Source organism: Nonomuraea sp. NPDC050547, assembly GCF_044457345.1.
Taxonomy (GTDB): Bacteria; Actinomycetota; Actinomycetes; order Streptosporangiales; family Streptosporangiaceae; genus Nonomuraea.
Genome location: NZ_JBITGW010000013.1, coordinates 156,984 through 177,283 on the forward strand (window position 1 = coordinate 156,984; position 20,300 = coordinate 177,283).

The 20,300-nt window shown below is 70.8% G+C and carries 20 protein-coding genes; 12 read left to right on the forward strand and 8 right to left on the reverse strand.

Translation table 11 applies throughout. The features are described from left to right. The first annotated feature begins 61 nt into the window (after positions 1 to 61). The 3 genes from ACIBHY_RS30800 (at position 62) to ACIBHY_RS30810 (ending at position 2,162) form a co-directional block, all read left to right on the forward strand. On the forward strand, positions 62 to 652 hold the full coding sequence (locus tag ACIBHY_RS30800) for a hypothetical protein (RefSeq protein ID WP_397308504.1): 591 nt from the start codon (positions 62 to 64) through the stop codon (positions 650 to 652). Positions 653 to 717: 65 nt separating this feature from the next. Beyond that, positions 718 to 1,251 carry an RNA polymerase sigma factor gene (locus ACIBHY_RS30805; RefSeq protein WP_397308505.1) on the forward strand — a complete coding sequence of 178 codons (534 nt, stop codon included), beginning with the start codon at positions 718 to 720 and terminating at the stop codon, positions 1,249 to 1,251. After that, positions 1,251 to 2,162, forward strand: coding sequence for a CU044_5270 family protein (locus ACIBHY_RS30810; RefSeq protein WP_397308621.1), 912 nt, complete (start codon positions 1,251 to 1,253; stop codon positions 2,160 to 2,162). The genes ACIBHY_RS30805 and ACIBHY_RS30810 overlap by 1 nt, the downstream gene beginning before the upstream one ends. A 5-nt stretch (positions 2,163 to 2,167) precedes the next feature. Here ACIBHY_RS30810 and ACIBHY_RS30815 read toward each other — a convergent pair whose 3' ends face one another. From ACIBHY_RS30815 to ACIBHY_RS30840, 6 genes are read right to left on the reverse strand one after another with little or no spacing between them, the layout of a single operon-like run. Further along, complete coding sequence (locus tag ACIBHY_RS30815) at positions 2,168 to 2,758, reverse strand: dihydrofolate reductase family protein (protein ID WP_397244295.1); 591 nt, start codon at positions 2,756 to 2,758, stop codon at positions 2,168 to 2,170. After that, complete coding sequence (locus tag ACIBHY_RS30820; RefSeq protein ID WP_397308506.1) at positions 2,755 to 3,585, reverse strand: metalloregulator ArsR/SmtB family transcription factor; 831 nt, start codon at positions 3,583 to 3,585, stop codon at positions 2,755 to 2,757. Before ACIBHY_RS30820 ends, ACIBHY_RS30815 begins: the two co-directional genes overlap by 4 nt. Before the next feature lie 33 nt (positions 3,586 to 3,618). Beyond that, positions 3,619 to 4,698, reverse strand: a complete 1,080-nt coding sequence (locus ACIBHY_RS30825; RefSeq protein WP_397308507.1) for a hypothetical protein — start codon at positions 4,696 to 4,698, stop codon at positions 3,619 to 3,621. Continuing rightward, complete coding sequence (locus ACIBHY_RS30830) at positions 4,688 to 6,373, reverse strand: thiamine pyrophosphate-binding protein (RefSeq protein WP_397308508.1); 1,686 nt, start codon at positions 6,371 to 6,373, stop codon at positions 4,688 to 4,690. Before ACIBHY_RS30830 ends, ACIBHY_RS30825 begins: the two co-directional genes overlap by 11 nt. After that, positions 6,360 to 7,130 (reverse strand): enoyl-ACP reductase FabI, encoded by a 771-nt coding sequence (gene fabI, locus ACIBHY_RS30835; RefSeq protein WP_397244287.1) that lies wholly within the window; start codon positions 7,128 to 7,130, stop codon positions 6,360 to 6,362. Before fabI ends, ACIBHY_RS30830 begins: the two co-directional genes overlap by 14 nt. Then, entirely contained in the window at positions 7,127 to 7,384 is a 258-nt protein-coding gene (locus ACIBHY_RS30840) for an acyl carrier protein (protein WP_397244285.1), read from the reverse strand. Before ACIBHY_RS30840 ends, fabI begins: the two co-directional genes overlap by 4 nt. Before the next feature lie 353 nt (positions 7,385 to 7,737). Between ACIBHY_RS30840 and ACIBHY_RS30845 the strand changes: the two genes are divergently transcribed. Genes ACIBHY_RS30845 through ACIBHY_RS30885 form a run of 9 tightly spaced genes read left to right on the forward strand, consistent with a single transcriptional unit; the run spans position 7,738 to position 18,722 of the window. Then, a complete protein-coding gene (locus tag ACIBHY_RS30845) occupies positions 7,738 to 10,350 on the forward strand; it encodes an aldehyde dehydrogenase family protein (protein WP_397308622.1) in 2,613 nt (870 codons plus the stop codon). A gap of 20 nt (positions 10,351 to 10,370) precedes the next feature. After that, positions 10,371 to 11,615, forward strand: coding sequence for a beta-ketoacyl-[acyl-carrier-protein] synthase family protein (locus ACIBHY_RS30850; protein ID WP_397244281.1), 1,245 nt, complete (start codon positions 10,371 to 10,373; stop codon positions 11,613 to 11,615). Positions 11,616 to 11,638: 23 nt separating this feature from the next. Then, positions 11,639 to 12,724, forward strand: coding sequence for a hypothetical protein (locus tag ACIBHY_RS30855; protein WP_397244279.1), 1,086 nt, complete (start codon positions 11,639 to 11,641; stop codon positions 12,722 to 12,724). Further along, a complete protein-coding gene (locus tag ACIBHY_RS30860; protein ID WP_379610274.1) occupies positions 12,721 to 13,581 on the forward strand; it encodes an SDR family NAD(P)-dependent oxidoreductase in 861 nt (286 codons plus the stop codon). Before ACIBHY_RS30855 ends, ACIBHY_RS30860 begins: the two co-directional genes overlap by 4 nt. Before the next feature lie 20 nt (positions 13,582 to 13,601). Continuing rightward, positions 13,602 to 15,074 (forward strand): MFS transporter, encoded by a 1,473-nt coding sequence (locus ACIBHY_RS30865; protein WP_397308509.1) that lies wholly within the window; start codon positions 13,602 to 13,604, stop codon positions 15,072 to 15,074. Continuing rightward, positions 15,071 to 16,303, forward strand: a complete 1,233-nt coding sequence (locus ACIBHY_RS30870) for an aminotransferase class I/II-fold pyridoxal phosphate-dependent enzyme (protein ID WP_397244275.1) — start codon at positions 15,071 to 15,073, stop codon at positions 16,301 to 16,303. Before ACIBHY_RS30865 ends, ACIBHY_RS30870 begins: the two co-directional genes overlap by 4 nt. A gap of 41 nt (positions 16,304 to 16,344) precedes the next feature. Continuing rightward, positions 16,345 to 16,896, forward strand: coding sequence for a Chromate resistance protein ChrB (locus tag ACIBHY_RS30875; RefSeq protein ID WP_397244274.1), 552 nt, complete (start codon positions 16,345 to 16,347; stop codon positions 16,894 to 16,896). Beyond that, the gene (locus ACIBHY_RS30880) at positions 16,893 to 18,068 is read left to right on the forward strand and encodes an MFS transporter (RefSeq protein ID WP_397308510.1); all 1,176 of its coding nucleotides are present in this window, start codon (positions 16,893 to 16,895) and stop codon (positions 18,066 to 18,068) included. The genes ACIBHY_RS30875 and ACIBHY_RS30880 overlap by 4 nt, the downstream gene beginning before the upstream one ends. A 21-nt stretch (positions 18,069 to 18,089) precedes the next feature. Continuing rightward, a complete protein-coding gene (locus tag ACIBHY_RS30885) occupies positions 18,090 to 18,722 on the forward strand; it encodes a pyridoxamine 5'-phosphate oxidase family protein (protein ID WP_397244270.1) in 633 nt (210 codons plus the stop codon). A gap of 6 nt (positions 18,723 to 18,728) precedes the next feature. Here the strand turns inward: ACIBHY_RS30885 and ACIBHY_RS30890 are convergent, their stop codons facing one another. Together ACIBHY_RS30890 and ACIBHY_RS30895 are read right to left on the reverse strand one after the other, a co-directional pair. Then, entirely contained in the window at positions 18,729 to 19,325 is a 597-nt protein-coding gene (locus ACIBHY_RS30890) for a dihydrofolate reductase family protein (RefSeq protein ID WP_397308511.1), read from the reverse strand. A gap of 62 nt (positions 19,326 to 19,387) precedes the next feature. Further along, positions 19,388 to 20,266, reverse strand: coding sequence for an NAD(P)-dependent oxidoreductase (locus ACIBHY_RS30895; protein WP_397244266.1), 879 nt, complete (start codon positions 20,264 to 20,266; stop codon positions 19,388 to 19,390). Positions 20,267 to 20,300: the final 34 nt, after the last annotated feature.

Sequence of the window (20,300 nt, forward strand, 5' to 3'; positions counted from 1 at the left end):
CAAGACTCCTCATGATCTCGCCGGGCGGGAGGAGATCATACCGTTCAGGCAGAATGAGGCGATGGTGCTGGCAGCCGGCCTGATCCGGGTCACGTCGTCGCCGGTGGTGCAGATCGCCGCCGACGGAATCTGGGAGACGGCGCTCGTCGTGCCCAGACGGCACCCGCGCGCGGACGCGGTCCACGAGGTCGCGCGCCGGGCGCGCGAGTCCGTCGCCGTCGAGGTGCTGTGGCCGGGGCAGGCGTTCGTCGGCGTCCGCTGGCCGGTGCGGGAGGCGGGCGAAGCGGTCCACGCCCTCGGGCGTCTCGGGTCCGGCCCCGGGTCCGTCGCCGCCGACCTCGCCGCCCTGCTGGGTGCGCAGGCGCGGGCGGAAACGGCCTTCGTGGAGGTCGGCGCGGTCAACGCCTGGCGCTCGACCGGCTCGCAGGTGATCTGGCGCAGGGAGCGGCCGGTGACCGCGCCGCAGGCCGTACACCGTCTGAGCGCGCGACCTGACCTGCTGCTCTGCGCGCACCCCGTCGCCGCGGAGTTCGCGGCGACGCGGCCGCGCCCGCACTGGGTCGGGGTGACCGTCTCCACGCCGGAAGGGGCTCGCCACCGGCTCGACGCGGACGCCCTCGCCGCGCTGCTCACCGCCGTACTCGAAATCTGATGGAAGGCCCGGCCGGGAGCGGGCAATCACAGGTGTCCAGACTTCCCGGCAAGAGAGATCGCCGTATGACCCTGTCACTCGACGGCGCGGTCGCCGACCCCGAGCGATTCGCCACCGTCTTCGACGCGCACTACGAGGAGATACGCCGCTACGTCGGCCGCCGCCTCGACCTCGACATCGCCGAGGACCTCGCCGCGGAGACGTTTCTGATCGCCTTCCGCCGCCGCGGCAGCTTCGACGCCGCCAAAGGCGGCATCAGACCTTGGCTGTACGGCATCGCCACCAACCTCATCGGCAAACACCGGCGGGCCGAGCTCCGGCGCTACCGCGCACTGGCCAGATCAGGCCCGTCCCCCGGCGACGACGGTCACGAACAACGCGTCGTGGACCGGATCGCCGCCGGGGTGACCGTGCAGAAGCTCTCGGCCGCGCTGGCCGGGCTGTCGCGCGGGGAACGCGATGTGGTGCTGCTCGTCGCGTACGGCGAGCTGACCTACGACGAGGTGGCCGCGGCGCTCGGCGTCGCCAACGGCACCGTCGCCTCCCGGCTGAGCCGGGCCAGGAACAAGCTGCGTGACGCGTTGGGAGTTGAGGTGTGATGAAGGAGTTCCAGCTCATCGACGAGGTGATGCCGGACGTGCCGCCCGCCGACCCGGCCAGGGCGATGGCGGTCCGCGCGCGGATGCTCGGCGGCGCGCGACGCCGCGGCCTGCCGGTCTGGTCCAAGATGGCGCTCGCCGCGGCGGCGGTCGGGGTGGTGCTGACCGGTGGCTTCGTGGTTGCGCCCGTGCTGGGCGGCCCCCGGATCGAGACGGCGGCGCTCGTGCCGGATCCGGCCGCGGTGCTCGGCACGGCGGCCGACCGGCTGGCCGCGCGACCTGCGGGCGAGGGCGCCTGGTGGCGGCGGGACCTGCTGCGCCTCTCGCGGACCAGGACCGCCGCCGGCTACACCGTCGAGCACCGGATCGAGGAGGTGTTGTGGGTGAACGGGGAAGGACGCCGGCACACCGACCGTGGCCAGGTCACCACCAAGCCCCTCACCCCCGCCGACGAACAGGCGTGGAAGGACGACGGGTCGCCCGCGCTCTGCCAGGGCGCCGACGGCTGCGACATCGGCAGGACCTACTTCATCCCCCTGGCCCTGACGCCCGTCACCAGCCTGCCCACCGAGGCCGGAGCGCTCAAGGCCGAGATGCTCAAGGAGTTCCCGGCCGACGGGGCCGACAGCCAGGAGAGCTGGCTCTGGGCCTCGGCCAAGTGGATGCTCCTCGACGCCGAGAGCACCCCGGGCACGAGGGCGGCGCTCTACCGGCTGCTCGCCGGGCTGCCGGGCTTCCGGGTCGCCGACGGGGTCACCGACGCCGAGGGCCGCGCCGGGGTCGCGGTGGAGTACGGCGAGCAGCGGATCATCATCGACCGGGACACCGGCGAACTGCTGGCCGTACAGGACGAGATGACGTCGTACGTGGTCACGCGGCTGGGCTGGACCGACGAGACGCCTCGGGGCTGAGGTGTTCAGCGGACCCTGTCGTACACCATGGCCATCTCGCCGAGCCGGCCGGTCACCTGGTGGGTGAGCGTCCACTTCGTGGCCGGCAGGCCGTCCTCGAACAGGCGCTGCCCGCCGCCGGTGATCTCGGGGAAGATCATGAGGTACAGCCGGTCGAGCAAATCCGCCGACAGCAGCGCCTTGATGATGGTGGGGCTGGTGTTGGCCAGGATGTCGCCTTCGCCGGTGGCTTTGAGCTCGGTGACGACGTCGGCGACGGGGGCGTTCACCATGCGCGTGCGCTCCCACGGCGCTTCGGTCAGGGTGGTGGAGAAGACCACCTTCTCGGTGTTGACCAGCCATTTGGCGTAGCCGCGATCACGCGGGTCGGCGTTGTCGTCCGCGGCGACCGTGGACCAGTAGCCGATGAAGCCTTCGGCGTTGACCCGGCCGAGCACCGCCGTCGTGGCGTTCTCCCAGATGAGGTTCATGTGGTCGCGGGCGACGTCGCTGGTCACGTACGGGGCGAACGCCCCGAAGTCGCCGGGACCGCCGGCGCCGTGGTAGCGGCCGTCGAGGGTGAGGGAGATGTTCGCGGTCACCTTGCGGCTGGTCATTTCGTGCTCCTTGCGTCGGCGGCGACGGCCGCGGTCAGTTTGTCGAGGCTCTGGCCGAAGCCGATCTCGATGCCGGCGATGAAGTCGGCGGAGTCGACGGTGCTGTCGGTGATCCGCCAGTGGACGTCGAGTTCCGTGCCCGTGTCGGTGGGCCGGAGCCCGAGGTCGACGTGGGCGGTGAAGGCGGTCCCGCCGCCGGGGAGCAGCGGGGAGTTGCGGTAGGTGAGGCGCTCGCGGGGGCGTACCTCGCCGACGGTCCCCTCGGCGCGCCCGACCACCAGGTCGGAGCCGTCGGCGTCCTCGACGTCGCGGTACTCGTGGATGATCCGGCCGCCCGGCCACGCCTCGAAGACGAGCTCGGAGACGCGCAGGTCGTCGGGTGTCCACCAGTGGGCGAGCAGGGAGGTCTCGGTGAGATGGCGCCAGACCAGCTCAGGTGGTCCGGGCAGCGCGCGCTGGAACCGGAACGAGCGGCCGTCGGCCCACCCCGCCTCATCCGCCGCGAGCCGCTCCGCGTCGAGGCTGCGCTCGTAGCGGTCGAAGGTCTCGCGGTGGCCGCCGCGTTGTTCCGCGGTCTCGGCCAGCCGGTTGATCGCGGCCGCCAGGTCCCGCAGGGGACCCGGCTGCAGCGCGTAGACGCGGCGCTGGCCGGTGCGGTGGGAGGTGACGACGCCGGCGCGTTCCAGGGTCTGCAGGTGTTTGGTCGTCTGCGGCTGGCGCGCGTCGGCGAGCTGGGCGAGGACGCCGACCGAGCGGGGCCGCTCGGCCAACAGGGTGACGAGCCGCCAGCGGGCCGGGTCGGCCAGTGCGGTGAGGAGTGCGTCCATGGCCTTGAGTATTCACCATGGCGAATATTCGTGTCAAGGAATAACTTCGAACAGCCGGCGGTAGATCGGCTTCGTCCCGAGCCGCGGCGTGTGGTGCCCGGACAGGATCGACCCGCTGGTCACCCCGGCGGCCGTGACCAGCGTCCCGCGTACGTGGTAGTCGGGATGAACGCCGTCGTCGCTCGTCCGGCGCTCGAACTCCACCGTGAGCTCGTCCCCCCGCCGCACGGGCACGACGGAGTCGAACACCGGCAGGTACACCGGCATCCAGTTCGTCTTGTCCCGCAGCGAGTCCAGCCGCCTGGCGCCCGCGCCCGCCTCCAGCCCGATCCAGCACAACAACCCGTCCACGGACCCGTCGCGCTCGATCGTCAGGCTCACGCGCGAGGTGTCCTCCAGCGGCGCGGACCCGTCGAACCGGAGCCTCTCCACCGCCCCGGCCGTCGACAGCAGGACGTCCGGCCCCGGATCGGCCACCGACAGCCGCACGTCGAAGGGCCGCTCATAAAGATCGAAGATCTTCCTGAGGTACGGCAGCGCCTTCCGCGAGAAGGCCGGGCCACCGGGAAACAGCTCCCGCGACGACACCGCCCCGACCAAGGTGTCACAGGCGGCGGGCACGACCACGCCGTCGTGGGTGAGCAGGCGCGCGTGCGCGTCGGTCATGGCCGCGAGCATGCCCTCCGAGCTGGCGATCGACCCGATGAGCTCGGCCACGCACACCTCCGCCCGCGCCGCCGGCCGCACGTCGAAGGAGGTGCCGTGCACGACCTCGATGATGTCGGCGTACGGCGAGGCCGCCCCCCTCTTGGCCGCCATGGTGTGGCTTTCCCGGTTGGCCTCGACCGCGTACACGTGCTCGGCCCCGTGACCGGCGGCCTCCAGGGCCCAGTTGAGATCGCGGCCCGTCCCGATGTCGATGACCCGGCGGCCCGCCGCCACCGCCCGGAGCGCGTGGCCGAGGGCCGCGTTCCTCAGGTGGTCGTGGGTCATGACGTAGTACAGGACCCGGTCGTAGAAGGGGTATTCACCGACGGACGGCCAGAGGGCGGGGCTGTCGCCGACCGCGATGCCGACCGATCCACCCTGCCAGGTGTAGATGTCACGCGTCATGGGCGTCCGCCTTGCCTGGGGACTCTGGGGCGCCGCCGTACGCGCGGAGCACGCCAGGAGGGATGTCGGTGTCGGAGACGGGGACGGCGACCAGCGCGAGCGCGCCGTTCTTGGCGTGCTTGGCGGCTTCCTCCAGCGCGGCGTCGAGATCGCCGGTCGTCCGGCAGCGGGTGCTCCAGCCGCCGAGCGCGCGGATGACCGCCTCGTAGGGCGGTTCGCCGGCGGCGAACCGGGTGATGCCGGTGTCGGATCCGGCCAGGGCGCGGACGTAGCGCGGCCAGCCGAAGCCGCCGTTCTCGAAGACGACGAAGACGATTCCGCGCCCTTGCTCGGCGGCGACCGGCAGCGCGTTCATGCTCATCGTCATCGCGCCGTCACCGCAGATCACGACGGTGGGCAGCGACGGCTCGGCGAGCGCGGCGCCCAGCGAGGCGGCGACGCCGAAGCCCATCATGGTCTGCTCGCCCGGCGCCACCACCTTGGCCCGCTCGGACAGCGACAGCAGGGGGTAGTGGTAGCTCCACATGTCGTGCAGGCCGTTCTCCTGGACGAGCACGAGGTCGCGCCCGAACCTGGACCGGACCGCGCGCAGGGCCGAAGCGGCGAAGGAGCCGGTGTGGGGGAGTTCGGTCTTCACCGCGGCGACGCGCTGCGACCAGGCCGGTGACGGGTGCGCCGTGAGGCCGTCGGCGAGCAGGCGCGCGGTGAGTGCGGCGTCGCCGGCCAGCGCGATCTCGGGGCGGACGGCGAGGTCGAAGGCGTCGGGATCGGCGTCCACGTGGATCAGGCGCTGCCCGGCCAGGCTCCACCCCGTGCGTACGGTCTCCTCCAGGCGGGTGCCCAAGGCCAGGATCACATCGGCGTCGTCGAGCAGTTCGGCGGCGGGAGCGGCGGCGTAGAGCCCGGCGAGTCCGCAGTAGCGCGGGTGGTCCTCGTCGAGCACGCCCCGCCCGGCGGCGGTGGCGAACACGGCCGCGCCCCAGGTCTCGGCCAGCGCCCGCAGGGGAGCGCCCGCGCCGGCCGCCTTGGCGCCGCCGCCCGCGATGATCACCGGCGCGGTGGCCCGAGCCATCACGTCCACCGCCCGGTCGAGATCGTCGCCCGCGGGGGCGGAGCGCAGGCGACGCGGGGGAGCCGCCGGCGCGGCGTTTCGCGGTGGCTCGCCCTGGAGCGCCTCCTCTGCCAGCTCGACGACGGTGACCCCGGGCGCGCCGTTGATCGCACGGTGTACGGCCTGCCGCAGGGCCCAGCCGAGTTGGTCCACGTCCTCGGCCAGCACGTACCACTTGGCCACGGCGGCGCTGACCGCACGCTGGTCCACCTGCTGGAATCCGCCCCTGCCCAGACCGGCCCTGGGGATTCGCGTGGTCACCACGACGACGGGCGCGTGCAGCGACGCCGCCTCCAGCAGGCCCGCGAGGGCGTTGGGCAGCGAAGGGCCGGAGTTGGTCGCGAGGACGGCCGGGTTGCCGGACACCAGCGCGTGCCCCGCCGCCAGGCAGGCGCCGGCCCGCTGGTCGCGCACCGGCACCGCCTTGAGGCCGGGTACGGCGAGGGCGGCGTCGAGCAGAGCGGGTTCGTCGGAGGGCACGCCGGTCACCAGGTCGCATCCGGCGTGCGCGAGGGTCGTGGCGATGTGGCGCCACATGGCCGTCCCGGGCTCATCCGACGGCATGCGCGCCGCCGTCCACGTGCAGGATCTCCCCGGTCGTGGCGGGGAACCAGTCGGAGAACAACGCCACGCAGGCCCGTGCCACAGGATCGGCGTCGGCCTCCCAGCCCAAAGGAGACTTGGCCTGCCACTTGGCGTAGAAGTCGTCGCCGGGCTGCTTGTCGAACTCCGCGGCCGCCACGGTCCTGATCGGGCCCGCCGCGACCAGGTTCACCCGGATGCCCTGGCGGCCGAGGTAGTACGCGAGGTAGCGGGCGCAGGATTCGAGCCCGCTCTTGGCCACGCCCATCCAGTCGTACTCGGACCAGCTCACCGTCGAGTCGAAGTCGAGCCCGACGATCGACGAGCCCGGCTTGCGCAGCAGGGGCAGGAGCGCGATCGACAGGCTGTGGAGTGAGTAGGTCGAGGTCCGCAGCGTGGTGGCGACGTCCGGCCACGTGGTGGTGGTGAAGTTGCCGCCCAGAGCGGCGGGCGGCGCGTAGGCGATCGAGTGGAGCACGCCGTCGAGTTCGCCGACATGCTCGCCGACGCGGTCGGCGAGGTCGGCGAGCTGTTCGGGGTCGGTGACGTCGAGGCCGACGACCGGCGCCGGACCCGGCAGCCGGCGTACGAGGCGCTCGACGAGGCTGACCCGGGGAAAGGCCGTGAGAACGACTTCCGCGCCATTTTCCAGCGCCAGCCTGGCCACATGGAATGCGATGGACGAGGGGGTGAGAACACCCGTGATGAGCAGTCGTTTTCCGGTCAGAATCCCGTTCAATCCCGGGCCGCCATCGCCTGCTCGATGTGGTCGATCAGGTCCTCGACCGTCACTATTCTCGGCATCTCGGCGTCCGTGATCTCGACTGCGAACTTGTCCTCGACCGCCACCCCGATCTCGACCATCGACAGTGAGTCGATATCGAGGTCATCGACGATGGATTTCTTCGGCGATACATCTGCCGCTTGCATTCCTGTTACTTCCTGGATGATGGCGCTGACCTCGCCGTATATGTCTTCGCGAGTTTCGGTCATTACCCAGCCTCTCGATGGAAGTTACGCCGAATGAGGTTATACGTCGGAACACTTGTAAGCGTCAAGGATGGTCGATGATCCTTTTCGGACCGGCCGTTATCCGTGTCCAAATGGCGGGCAATCTGGCTAGGTCGATTTCCAGACTTCTCATAATCGCTGGTAGGAGCGCTGTCCCTGCCCTGACGGACGGTGGGTGACCCGATGCATGAGGTGAGTATGCAGATGCAAATACCTTGCATGACTAGGAAGTACCGCGCGGTCAGCCGCCGGAGTTTGGAGGTCGGATGACCGGAAAGACCGACGTTGACCCGTTATTCGGCGTCACGTAGGAAAGTCCTCGGTAGGTGATGCTGATGCTGATCTCCGATGGATCGGCAATAACGAATGAACGGGTGGCGAGCATCGCAGCCGCCGTCTCGCAGGGGCTCGCACGGGACGGCATAGCACCGGGGGATCGCATTCTCCTGGTCGCGCGGAACTCGCCGGACTTTGTCGTAGGATTCTTCGCTCTCGTCAACCTAAACATTTCCATCGTGATGGTGGACGCTCATCAAACGCGTGGTGAACTCGAGCGGATGGCCGCCGTCTCGGGAGCGAACATCGCACTGACGGATGACGCCACACCGCCACCGGCCGGTATGCGAACCATCGAGCTCGGCCGGCTGGTCTCGACGGTGCAGGACCCGCCCGTGCGGTCACTCGACCTCAACGCCTGGACCGGCCGCCGCGACGCGCTGATCGCGTGGTCCTCCGGTTCGACCGGGCACCCCAAGGGCATCGTGCGCTCCGGCCGTTCGATCATCGCGAACACCGAGCGGACCTCCGCCCGCATGGCGTACACGCGCGAGGACGTGCTCCTGCCGCTCCTCCCCTTCTCCCACCAATACGGGATCTCGCTGGTCCTGATCTGGCTGATGAGCGACTGCTCGCTGCTCATCACCCCGTACAGCCGGCTCGACCGGGCCCTGCGGGCGGGCGCCGACGCGGGCGCCACGTCCGTGGACGCGACCCCCTCGACGTACCACACGATCCTGAATCTCGCGGAGCGCCGGCCGGAGCTGCTGGCCGATCTGTCCCGTGTCCGCATGTGGTGTGTGGGCGGCGCGCCCCTGGATCCGACGCTCTCCGACAGGTTCCTCACCGAGGTCGGCCAGCCGCTGCTGGACGGCTACGGCAGCACGGAGGCCGGCAACATCGCGCTGGCCACGCCGGACAACCCGAACGGCTGCGGCCGCCCGCTGGCCGGGGTGGACGTGACGATCGTCGACGACGACGGCAAGGAGCTGAGCGCCGGCCAGATGGGCGAGGTCGTCGTACGCTCCGCCGACCTGATGGAGGGCTACCTGCCTCTGGAGGAGGAGGCGGCGCCCCTGACCGAGCTGCGCACCAACGACCTGGGCCACATGGACACCGAGGGCAACCTCTACGTGGTCGGCCGCAAGTTCGCCGTCCACCGCCTCGGGCACACCATCTATCCGGAGGCCGTGGAACGGCGGGCGGCGGCCGTGCTGGGGCGTCCGGTCGCGGTCGTCCCGGTGGAGGACGAGCGGCTCGGGTGCCGGCTCGTCTTCTTCGTCGCCGGAGCCGGTGAACCGCAGCCCGCGGACTGGCGGGCCCGGCTCACCACGCAGCTTCCCGCGCACGAAGGCCCCAACCAGGTCATCGTGCTCGACCGGATCCCGGTCACCGCCCGCGGCAAACCCGACATGGCGGCGTTGCGGCGGCTGACCGCCACCGGCGGCGTCCAGGTGCCGGCGGGGACGTCGGCCATGATGCCGCCCGAGGAACGGGTGCGAGGCCTGCGGGCCGTGGAGGAGATGCTGCGGGACGATCCGCAGCCGATCATCGACATCCTGACCGAGATCTCGCTGCACCGGTCGGTCATGGACGAGATCGAAGCCTCCCGCGCCACCCTGGCCGGCGCGGTCGAGGAGGTCCTCACCCACGGGCCGGCCAGGGTCCGCCGCCTGGCCGCGTTCATGCCGTCGAACGTCCTGCTCTACAGCTACGTCCTCTACCTCCTGGTGCCCGCGCTGTTCACCGAACGGCTGACCGCCAGGCCGGCGAGCGTGATCGCCGGCCAGCTCCACCGGCTGCACGCCCTCCTGGCGCCCGTGCACAACCTGCCGATCGAGGTGGTCGAGGCCAGCCAGCGGGAGTTCGTCACCGGCCAGGTGGCCTCCGCCGACGTCGTCATCTTCACCGGCACCTACAAGAACGCCGAACAGGTCCGTGCCACTCTGCGCGACGAACAGCTCTTCGTCTTCTTCGGGCAGGGGGTCAACCCGTTCATCGTGGGGCCGGACGCGCAGGTCGGCCGGGCCGTACGCGATGCCATGCGGGTGCGGCTGCTCAACTCGGGCCAGGACTGCTACGGACCCGATGTCCTCTACGTCCACGACTCCGTCAAGGACAGCTTCATCGACGGCCTCACCCAGGCGGTGACGGCGGCCAAGTACGGCAGCAACCGCGACCCGGAAGCCGACTACGGAAGCCTCTGGTACGACACCGCGGTGGAGGCCTCCGCCGACTACCTGCGCCGCAACCACGAGAACATCGTCGCCGGAGGCGCCATCGACTTCCGTACCAAACGCGTCGAACCTACCGTCCTGGTACGGGACTGGGCCCCGCGCGTGCCCATCGTGGAGTTCTTCGCCCCGATCTTCAACGTCGTCGGCTACTCCACGGCGCAGCAGGTGAACCAGCACATCGACTCGCCCTTCTTCGCCGAACGGGCGATGGGCGCCATGGTGTACGACGGCGAGCCCGGCCTCGTCGACACCCTGCGCAAACGGCACACCGTGGCCGTGAACAGCACGCTGATCGACGTCGACAACGGCAACCAGCCGTTCGGCGGGCACGGCGTCATGGCGGGCTACGTCATGCGGTACGGCAAGCGCTGGACCGGGCCCGCACTCATCTCCCAGGTGGTCGCCGAGCACCTGACCACGCCACGACTCGACTGAACGCGAAAGGCAGCCTGCCCATGCCGATCCGCCATCCCCGACGCGTGGTCATCACCGGCGCGGGCGTCATCTCTCCCGTCGGCCGGGACGTGGACACGTTCTGGACCAGCCTGCTCCAGGGCCGCAGCGGCATAGCGACGATCGACGCGTTCGACCCGGCCGGACTCAGCACCACGATCGCCGCGCAGGTCCGCGACTTCGACCCTCTGGAGTACATGCCGCACAAGGTGAGCCGCAGGCTCGACCACTTCGCGCGGTACGGCCTGGCGGCGGCGGTCCAGGCGGCCGACGAGGCCAAGCTGGCGCAGGGCGGGGACCTCAACCCCCGGCTGGGCGTCCTGGTCAGCTCGGGGTACGGAAGCAGCTGGCTGCAGCAGTCGCTCTACAGCCGCTTCGCCGAGCGTGGTCCCCGTGGCGTGCCGCCGTACGCGGCGGCGGCGCTGTCCGCCGACAGCCCGTCGGCGGAGATCGCCCTGCGCTTCGGCGCCGCGGGACCTTCGGGCTCCATGAGTACGGCCTGCGCCACCGGCACCATGAGCGTCGGCGAGGCGGCCATGTGGATCAGGACCGGCCGGGCGGATCTGGCGATCGCCGGCGGCTGCGACGACTCGATCACCGCGTTCGACATGGCGACCACCGGCATCACCGGAGCGCTGTCGCGGCGCAACGACGAGCCGGAACGCGCCTGCCGCCCCTTCGACAGGGACCGCGACGGCTTCGTCGTGGGTTCTGGCGCGGCGGTGGTCGTCCTGGAGGAGGCCGAGCACGCCCTGCGAAGGGGCGCGGCGATCCAGGCGGAGGTCGCCGGCTACGCGGCCACCACCGACGCCTTCCATCCCACCGCGCCGCATCCCGACGGGCTGGGCGCGGCGACGGTGATGCGGCTCGCGCTGCAGGATGCGGGCCTCGAACCGGACGGCATCGACTACATCAACGCGCACGGCACCGGGACCGTGCTCAACGACAGGATCGAGAGCCTGGCGATCCGCAAGGTCTTCGGCGCGCGGGTGCCGCCGATCAGCTCCATCAAGGCGCTGACCGGGCACATGATCGGCGCCGCGGGCACCGCCGAGCTCATCGCCACCGTCAGGGCGATCGCGACCGGCCTCGTGCCGCCCACGTTCAACTGCGACGCGCCCGAGGACGAGGACCTCGACTACGTCCCGAACCACGTGCGCCGCATGGACGTGGGCGCCGCACTGAGCAACTCCTTCGGATTCGGCGGTCACAACGCGGCCCTGGTGGTCCGCGCGTGGACGCCGTGACATCGCTATCGGAAAGGGCAACGATGTCTGGACCCGTCAGTTCGCACAACGAGTGGGACCCCCTGGAAGAGGTCGTCGTCGGCGTGGTGGACGGCGCGATGCTGCCCGACTGGAACGTGATCAACAAGGTCACCGTGCCGCCGGGGTCGTGGGAGACGATCGAGGAGGTCAGCGGGGCGGACGGCACCCCCTACCCGCCCGAGATGATCGAGCCCGCCAAGGCGGACCTGGAACAGTTCATCGACATCCTCCAGACGGCCGGGGTACGGGTGCGCCGGCCCGACCCCATCGACTTCGCCGCCGGTTTCTCCACCCCGTCCTGGCAGGTCGGGACCGGATTCTGCGCGGCCAACCCCCGTGACGTCTTCCTGGTCATCGGCGACGAGATCATCGAGGCGCCGATGGCCGACCGCGGGCGGCAGTACGAGACCTGGCCCTACCGGCGGCTTCTGAAGGAATACTCCGCGGCCGGCGCCCGGTGGACGGCCGCCCCCCGCCCGCAGCTGCTCGACGACCTGTACGACGACGACTACCGCGTGCCCGAGCCCGGCGAGCCCATCGGGTTCGTCACCACCGAGTTCGAGCCGACCTTCGACGCCGCCGACTTCGTCCGGGCCGGCCGCGACATCTTCTGCCAGCGCAGCCACGTCACCAACCAGGCCGGCATCGACTGGCTGCGCCGCCACCTCGGCGACGACTACCGCATCCACGTGCTGGAGTCCCGCTGCCCGCAGGCCATGCACATCGACACCACGTTCATGCCGCTGGCGCCCGGCAAGGTGCTGGTCAACCCCGAGTTCCTCGACCTGGCCAGTCTCCCGCCGGTCCTGCGGGACTGGGACGTGCTCGTGGCGCCCGATCCGGTCCACACCGACTCCAACCCGATCGGCGTGGTCAGCGGCTGGGTCAACATGAACGTCCTCATGCTCGACGAGCGCCGCGTGGTCGTCGAACGCAGCCAGGAGCCCATGATCCAGGCGTTCAAGGAGTGGGGCTTCACGCCCGTGCCCTGCTCGTTCGAGTCCTACTACGCCTTCGCCGGGTCGTTCCACTGCGCGACGCTCGACGTCCGGCGTGACGGCCCGCTCCGCTCGTACTTCCCCGCATGACCGACGGCCGTACCGTATTGATCACCGGCGCGGCCGGCGGGATCGGCTCGGTCACCGCACGGGCGCTGGCGGCCAAGGGATTCCACGTCTTCGCCGGCGTACGCGACCCCGAGCGGGCCGTCACCGAGACCTTCGCCGACAGCCCGGAGGGGATCGAGGTGATCCACCTCGACGTCACCTCGCCCGATTCCGTCGAGGAGGCGGTGGCGAAGGTGCCGGGGCCGGGGCGGCGCCTGGTCGGCGTGGTCAACGCGGCGACCGCCGAGTACCACGGCCCGCTGGAGATCCTGCCCATGGAGTTCGTCCGGCACGAACTGGAGGTCAACTACCTGGGCCCGCTGGCCGTGACCAGGGCGTTCACACCCCATCTCCGCACGAACGGCGGCCGCGTGGTCAACATCAGCAGCATCAACGGGCTGTGCGTCTTCCCCAGCATCGGCGCGAGCTGCGCGGCCAAGTACGCCCTGGAGGCGTCGTCGAACGCGCTGCGCATGGAGCTGCGCCGGTGGGGCATCCACGTGGTGCTCGTCAACCCGGGCGCGGTGCGCACGGCCCTGTGGCCACGCTCGCTGCGCGCGTTCGAGTCTCTGCCGGACAAGGTGCACGCCGACCAGCTACGCCTGTACTACCCGGCCTGGGCCCGTTCGGTCGAGCGGGCGCGGGTCGACCAGGACCGCATGCTGAAGCTGGCCGCCCATCCCACGCGGGTGAGCGAGGCCATCGTCCATGCCCTGACCTCGGCGCGGCCGCGCAGCCGCTACCTGGTCGGCTGGGACGCGCGAGTGCTCGCCATGGCCCGATGGATTCTGCCCACGCGGGCCTTCGACACTCTCGCCTCGTACACCTTCCGGGAATAGGACGACCAGGACAGGACGATATGAAGGGTTCGCAAAACCCGTGGGTCGTGCTGACGATTCTGTGCGCCAGCCTGTTCATCGTCGTCATCGACATCACGGTGCTCTACACGGCGCTGCCGATGCTCTCGGCCGAGCTCGGCCCGAGTTCGTCGCAGGTGCTGTGGATCGCCGACGTCTACTCGCTCGTCTGCGCGCCCCTGCTGCTCCCGTTCGCCGCCCTCGGCGACCGGTACGGCCGGCGGGCGATGCTGCTGTGGGGATACGCGGTGTTCGGGCTCGCCTCCCTGGCGGCGGCGTTCGCCCCGAACGTCGCGATCCTCATCGTGGCCCGCGCGATCCTCGGACTGGGCGGCGCGATGATCATGCCGTCCACGCTCTCGATGATCAGGCAGGTGTTCACCGATCCGAAGCCGCGGGCGACGGCCCTCGGCGTGTGGAGCGCCGTCGCCGCCGGAGGCGCCATCATCGGCCCGCTCGTCGGCGGCGCGCTCGTCGAATGGACCTGGTGGGGCGCGGTGTTCCTGATCAACGTCCCGGTCATGCTCGCCGCGATCCCGCTCACCCTGCTGCTGGTGCCGGAGTCGCCGCGCGCCGACTCGGGACGCTGGGACGCGCTGGGCGCGCTCCTGGCCACGGGCGGGGTGCTCAGCCTCGCCTTCGGCATCAAGACGGCGGGGCACGAGTCGTTGTTCGCGCCGCCGGCCCTGGCGAGCTGGGCCGGCGCCGCCGTCCTGCTGATGTGGTTCGTGCGCAGGCAACTGCGCGCCGCCGAGCCGTTGCTCGAAGTACGGCTGTTCGCCAACCCCGCCTTCTCCACGGCGGCCGTGTCCATCCTGGTCACGTTCCTCGTGCTGGTCGGGCTGGAGCTGTTCTTCACCCAGTACCTGCAACTGGTCGTGGGTCTCGGCCCGCTGTCGGCCGCCCTGCGCATCCTGCCGATGAGCGTGACCAGCGTGCTCGGCAGCCTCGCCGGCGGCCCGCTCGTCGCCCGCTTCGGCGCGCCGCCGCTGGTCGCGGCCGGGCTGGTGGGCACCTCGGTGGCACTGGCACCCCTGGTGACGCTGACCACCACCGACCAGCCGTGGCTGATCGGCCTCTGCTTCGCCGCGATGGGTTTCTCGCTGTCCGTGGCACTGACCGCGGCGTCCAACGCGATGATGAACGCCGTCGCCACCGAACACGCCGGCCAGGCGGCGGCCGTCGAGGAGACCTCCTACGAGCTCGGCGGCGGGCTCGGGATCGCCGTCCTGGGCAGTGTCATGTCCGCCGCCTTCGCCGCCTGCTTTCCCCACGCGGGAGTGGTCAGGGACTCGGCCCTCGCCCTGCGCAGCGCGTACCCCCAGATAGCCGAATCCGCCCGGGAGACGTTCGTCGCCAGTCTGCACCTGACCGTCATCGTGTCCGCGGCGCTCCTGATGATCACCGGGCTGGTCATCGTGGTCGTGCTCCGCAGACATCCCCGAATCGCCCCGAACCTAGGAGAAAAGGCATGACCAGCTCCGGCGCCGTGGACAAGTGGGGCTTCGAGACCTTCACCCAGGTCCTCGAAGAGGGATCGGGCCTGATCGGTGAGCCCGCGATCGTGGACGGCATCACCGGCCCCAGCATCACGCAGAACGGCCGCACGCTGACCAACCTCGCCAGCATCAACCTCCTGAACATGCACCAGCGCTCCGACCTGCGGCAGTGCTTCACGGAAGGCGCCCACCGGTACGGCCTCACCACCGGCGGCTCCCGCATGACGCAGGGCGTCTGCCGCGCCCACCTGGAACTGGAACACGACGTCAGCCAGGCGACGGGCAAGGAACGCGCCCTCACCTTCGCCACCGGCCTGCTGGCCAACGTGGGCTTCGTCCATGCCATGAGCCAGGACATCGACCTCGGCGCCGGCGTCCGCATGAACAACTCCGACTCGGTGTTCGTCCTGGACCGGGACTCCCACTGGAGCCTGTGGAAGGCGGTGGAGGGCCTGGGATACGGCAAACGCGTCTTCTTCTTCCGCCACAACGACCCGGACCACCTCGACCGCGTCCTCGCCAAGGTCGGCGGCGGCAAGGTGGTCGTGGTCATGGAGAGCGTCTACTCGGCGGACGGCACCATGGGCCCCCTCCCCGCGCTCCTGGACCTGTGCGAGAAGCACAACGCCATCAGCTTCGTCGACGACGCCAACGGCTTCATGATCTACGGCCCCGCCCACCGCCCCTTCGCCACCGAGTACCAGCACATGCGCGACCGGGCCGACTTCGTGATGATGTCCTTCTCCAAGGCGGTGGGCCTTGAGGGCGGGGCGATCGCCGGTCCGTCGGCGGCGGTGCAGTCGTTCGAGCTCCTGTCGGGAACCTCGATGTTCACCGCCGCCATGCAACCGCCCACCGCCGTCACCGCCCGGGAGATCATCCGCCGCCTGAGCCACGATCCTGAGATCGTCGACTCCTACCTGGCGAAGGTGACCGCGTTCCGCCGGCGGCTGGCCGACATCGGCTGCGAGACCAGCGAGACGAGCACCTACATCGTCTCGGTCCCGGTCAACGACGACGACATCGCCGTGGAACTGCGGCAGGCGTTCCTGGACCACGGCTACCTCGTGCCCGTCTTCGTCTACCCGGCCGTCAAGCGCAACAAGGCCCTGCTCCGCCTGATCATCAGCGACGGCCACACCGAGGACCAGCTGGACGGCTTCCTCTCCACCCTGGCGACGCTCAAGGAGCAGTTCAGGTTCTGAGCTGCTTCACTCCGGAATGTAACGCGTGTTACTTTCCTCTGGTGAATGAATGGGTGGTGCTGATCGTGCGCTTGCCCGCGCAGCCGTCCCGGCATCGGGTCGCGGTCTGGCGGGAACTGCGCAAGGTCGGCGGGCTGTCGCTCGGGCAGGGCGTGTGGGCGGTGCCGCGGGTGCCGGTGTTCGCCGACGGCATCGAGCGCGCCGTCCACCTGGCCGGGCGCGCGGACGGCGAGGTCGTGGTCCTGCGCGCCAGCGGACGTGAGCCCGCCGACGCGGCCCGGTTCCAGGCGATGTTCACCGCCGCCCGCGAGGAGGACTGGGCGGAGTTCACCGCCGACTGCGGCAAGTACGAGGCAGAACTGGACAAGGAGATCCGCACCGCCAAGTTCACGCTGGCCGAACTCGAAGAAGAAGAGCAGAGCCTGGAACGGCTGCGCCGCTGGCACCGCGACCTGAAGGCCAGGGACGTGTTCGGCGCGCCCGGCGCCGGTCCCGCCGAGCAACGGCTGGCCGAGTGCGCGCGCCGCTTCGAGGACTACAGCGAGCGGGTGTTCGCCCACCTGCACGCGTTCGGTCCGGGCGAGGAGCCATGACCCTCTCCGCGCCGCCCGTCTCCGTCCGGCGGACCTGGCCCCTGTACGCGGCCGGGTTCACCACCGCCTTCGGCGCCCACGGCATCGCCGCCAACCTCGGCCAGGGCGAGGCCGACCTGGTCAGGTCGGTGCTGTACCTGGGGCTGCTGCTCGCCCTGTACGACGGCGCCGAGGTGGTGCTCAAGCCGGTGTTCGGCGCGCTGGCCGACCGGATCGGCGCCCGGCCGGTCCTGCTCGGCGGGCTGATCGGCTTCGCCGCGGCCTCCGCCCTCTTCGTCCTGGTCCGCGACCCCGGCTGGTTGTGGGCGGCCCGGCTGGGCCAGGGCGCGGCCGCCTCGGCGTTCTCCCCGGCCGCCTCCGCGCTGGTGGCCCGGCTCAACCCTCAGGCGAGGCACGGTCGCGCGTTCGGTTCCTACGGCTTCTTCAAGAGCATCGGCTACACCGCCGGACCCCTGCTCGGTGGCGCGCTGGTCTGGGCCGGTGGGCTGACGTCGCTGTTCGTGGTGCTCGCCGTTCTGGCCGCCATGGTGGCGGTGTGGGCCTGGCTCGCGGTTCCGGTGGTGCCGCCCCTGCCCAGGGCCAGGCAGAGCGTCGTGGACCTGGTCCGGCGCCTGACCGACGGCGCGTTCCTCCGCCCGGTGGCCGCACTGGCCGCCGCCACGGCCGCCCTGTCCGTGGGGGTCGGGTTCCTGCCGCTGTCCGGAGCCACGGCCGGGCTGTCGCCGCTGGCCACCGGTGCGGCCGTCTCGGTCCTGGCCCTGTGCGCCGCGCTCGTGCAGCCGTGGGCGGGGCGCGCACTCGACTCCGGACGCCTGCGCACCGGCAACGGGGTGGCGGCCGGTCTGCTGCTCGCCGCGAGCGGCCTGGCCGCCGCCATGCTGCCCGGCCTGCCCGGATTGCTACCGGCCGCCGCGCTGATCGGGGCCGGAACCGGACTGATCACCCCGCTCGCCTTCGCCGCGCTCGCCGCCGCGACCCCGCCGGAGCGGCTCGGCCAGACCATGGGCACCGCGGAACTCGGCCGCGAACTGGGCGACGCGGGCGGCCCGTTGCTGGTCGCCGCCGTCGCCAGCGCGGCCACGCTGCCCTGGGGCTTCGCCGTCCTGGCCGCGGCCACCGCGGTGCTGCCGCTCTTCCTCCGGAGATCCGGCCCGACCTCGCAAGTTAGATGAGGCTTACCTTATTCTCGGGAGATGAGCTCCTCTGAGATGCGTGTGGTGACGACCGATGCCGAGCTCCGGGACATCGTCAAGGAACCGCATCAGGTCATCTGGGACAAGGACATCGCCCGCATCGACGAGCACGCGCGCACGATCATCGCGCACTCGCCGTTCGTGCTGCTGGCCACCTCGAACACCGACGGCACCTGTGACGTCTCGCCCCGCGGTGACCCCGCCGGATCGGTGCTGGTGCTCGACGACCAGCGCCTCGTCCTCGCCGACCGGCCCGGCAACCACCGGCTCGACAGCTTCCGCAACATGCTGCGCAACCCCCACGCCGGACTGCTGTTCATCGTGCCGGGGATGAACGAGACGCTCCGGGTCAACGGGCGCGCCTCGCTGGTGGCCGACGCGCCGTTCTTCGACGACCTGGTCGTGCAGGGCAAGCGGCCGCGGCTGGCCGTACTGATCGAGGTCGAAGAGCTGTACATGCACTGTGCCAAGGCGTTCCTGCGCTCCTCGCTCTGGAAGCCGGAGACCTGGCCGGACCGCAAGAGCCTGCCCACGCTCGGGCAGATCGCCAAGGACCAGATGAACCTCAAGGACGTCCCCGTGGCGGCGATCGACGAGGGTCTCGCCCTGGACGCCAGGACGAACCAGTACTGACGCCCGTCACACCACCTTGTACGTCAGGTGGGTGACGAGGCCGGTGCCCCAGGGCGCGCCGACGGGTTGCAGCGCGTGCTCCCCGACTCCGTGCAGCAGCCGCTCGCCCCGGCCGAGGGTCAGGGGCGCGACGTGCAGGCGCAGTTCGTCGATGAGCCCCGCCGCCAGGTACCGGTTCACCGTCTCGGCGCCGCCGGCGATCGCGACGTCCCGGTCTCCGGCGGCCGCGCGCGCCTGGGCCAGGGCCGCTTCGATCCCGTCGGTGACGAAGACATAGCTCGTGCCGCCCTTCATCGTCAGCGGCTCGCGCGGGTGGTGGGTCAGGACGAAGACCGGCGCGTGGTACGGCGGCTCGTCGCCCCACCAGCCCTTCCAGTCCAGGTCCCAGGCGCCGCGGCCGGGGCCGAACATGTTGCGGCCCATGATGAACGCCCCGGCGGCGGTGACGCCCTCGATCACCTTGGCGTGCCGTTCGGCCTCCTCGAACATCCACTGGTGCAGACGGTCGCCCACGCCCTCGCCGAACGGGTTGTCCATGCTCTGGTGCGGCCCGGCCACGTAGCCGTCGAGTGACATCGACATGTCACAGATGACCTTGCTCATCGTGCTACCTCCTGCGACTCCGGTGCGCTTTCACAGGAGGGTCGGAGCCGTCCGCGCGTCCTCTACATGTCCTGCGGAGAATTCCTGATGCTCTCGATGATCCGGGCGAAGCCCTCCTGGCCGTGGCCCGCGTCGATCTGGCGGCGGACGAGCGTCTGGACCATGCCGATCACCTCGGTGCTGACGCCCTGCTCGGCACTGGCGGCCACGAGGTCGTTGAGGTTGGAGAACTCCAGGCTCTGCTGCCCGGCGACGGTGTAGTCGCCGCCGTCGACGACCGCGGCGAACCCCTGGAAGGAGCCGGTCATGGCGCTCAGCCAGGGCGCGGCCATGGAGGCGAACTCGCCCGCCGTCACCCCGGCCGGCGCGACCATGGCGGCGCCGTGCAGGAATCCGGCGAACATCACGTACATGCCCGCGAGCAGCGCGAGGTCGTACAGAGACGCCAGCCCGGCGTCCTGCCCGAAGTAGGTGCTCGTTCCCCACAGATCCAGCAGTGGCTTGTACTGCTCGAACACCTCGGCGGAGCCGCTGTAGAGGATCGACGACCCTGGCCCGCCGATCATGGCGGGCACGGCCATGATCCCGCCGTCCAGGTACGCGATCCCGGCACGGGCCGCCCACTCGGCCAGCTCCCGCGACTGGGCCGGTGACGTCGTGGTCACATTGACCAAGGTACGGCCGGCCAGCTCACCGGCGATCGGATCGAGCACCTCGTGGACCGACGCGTGGTCCAGCAGGCACGCGATCACCAGCGGGCCGGCGAGGACCGCCTCACCGGCGCTGCCGGCGTTCCGCGCGCCGAGGGCCACGAGGTCGTCGGCCCTGCCGGGGGAGCGGTTCCATACGGTGGTCGGGTGCCCGGCCTTCACCAGGGCGCCCGCGAGCGCGCCGCCCATCGCCCCCAGCCCGAGAACGCTCACCTGGACGTTGTCCGTCATCTTGGGTCCCCCTTCGAATTCGTCGTTCGGGGCC

Bases quoted from the DNA above. Each gene is read 5' to 3' on its own strand.
- ACIBHY_RS30815 (WP_397244295.1), bottom strand. From the start codon at position 2,758: ATGACCAGCCGCAAGGTGACCGCGAACATCTCCCTCACCCTCGACGGC.
- ACIBHY_RS30890 (WP_397308511.1), bottom strand. From the start codon at position 19,325: ATGAGCAAGGTCATCTGTGACATGTCGATGTCACTCGACGGCTACGTG.
- ACIBHY_RS30860 (WP_379610274.1), top strand. From the start codon at position 12,721: ATGACCGACGGCCGTACCGTATTGATCACCGGCGCGGCCGGCGGGATC.
- ACIBHY_RS30805 (WP_397308505.1), top strand. From the start codon at position 718: ATGACCCTGTCACTCGACGGCGCGGTCGCCGACCCCGAGCGATTCGCC.
- ACIBHY_RS30825 (WP_397308507.1), bottom strand. From the start codon at position 4,698: ATGACGCGTGACATCTACACCTGGCAGGGTGGATCGGTCGGCATCGCG.
- ACIBHY_RS30830 (WP_397308508.1), bottom strand. From the start codon at position 6,373: ATGCCGTCGGATGAGCCCGGGACGGCCATGTGGCGCCACATCGCCACG.
- ACIBHY_RS30865 (WP_397308509.1), top strand. From the start codon at position 13,602: ATGAAGGGTTCGCAAAACCCGTGGGTCGTGCTGACGATTCTGTGCGCC.
- ACIBHY_RS30895 (WP_397244266.1), bottom strand. From the start codon at position 20,266: ATGACGGACAACGTCCAGGTGAGCGTTCTCGGGCTGGGGGCGATGGGC.
- ACIBHY_RS30885 (WP_397244270.1), top strand. From the start codon at position 18,090: ATGAGCTCCTCTGAGATGCGTGTGGTGACGACCGATGCCGAGCTCCGG.
- ACIBHY_RS30800 (WP_397308504.1), top strand. From the start codon at position 62: ATGGTGCTGGCAGCCGGCCTGATCCGGGTCACGTCGTCGCCGGTGGTG.
- ACIBHY_RS30870 (WP_397244275.1), top strand. From the start codon at position 15,071: ATGACCAGCTCCGGCGCCGTGGACAAGTGGGGCTTCGAGACCTTCACC.
- ACIBHY_RS30820 (WP_397308506.1), bottom strand. From the start codon at position 3,585: ATGGACGCACTCCTCACCGCACTGGCCGACCCGGCCCGCTGGCGGCTC.
- ACIBHY_RS30840 (WP_397244285.1), bottom strand. From the start codon at position 7,384: ATGACCGAAACTCGCGAAGACATATACGGCGAGGTCAGCGCCATCATC.
- ACIBHY_RS30855 (WP_397244279.1), top strand. From the start codon at position 11,639: ATGTCTGGACCCGTCAGTTCGCACAACGAGTGGGACCCCCTGGAAGAG.
- ACIBHY_RS30850 (WP_397244281.1), top strand. From the start codon at position 10,371: ATGCCGATCCGCCATCCCCGACGCGTGGTCATCACCGGCGCGGGCGTC.
- ACIBHY_RS30810 (WP_397308621.1), top strand. From the start codon at position 1,251: ATGAAGGAGTTCCAGCTCATCGACGAGGTGATGCCGGACGTGCCGCCC.
- ACIBHY_RS30880 (WP_397308510.1), top strand. From the start codon at position 16,893: ATGACCCTCTCCGCGCCGCCCGTCTCCGTCCGGCGGACCTGGCCCCTG.
- ACIBHY_RS30845 (WP_397308622.1), top strand. From the start codon at position 7,738: ATGCTGATCTCCGATGGATCGGCAATAACGAATGAACGGGTGGCGAGC.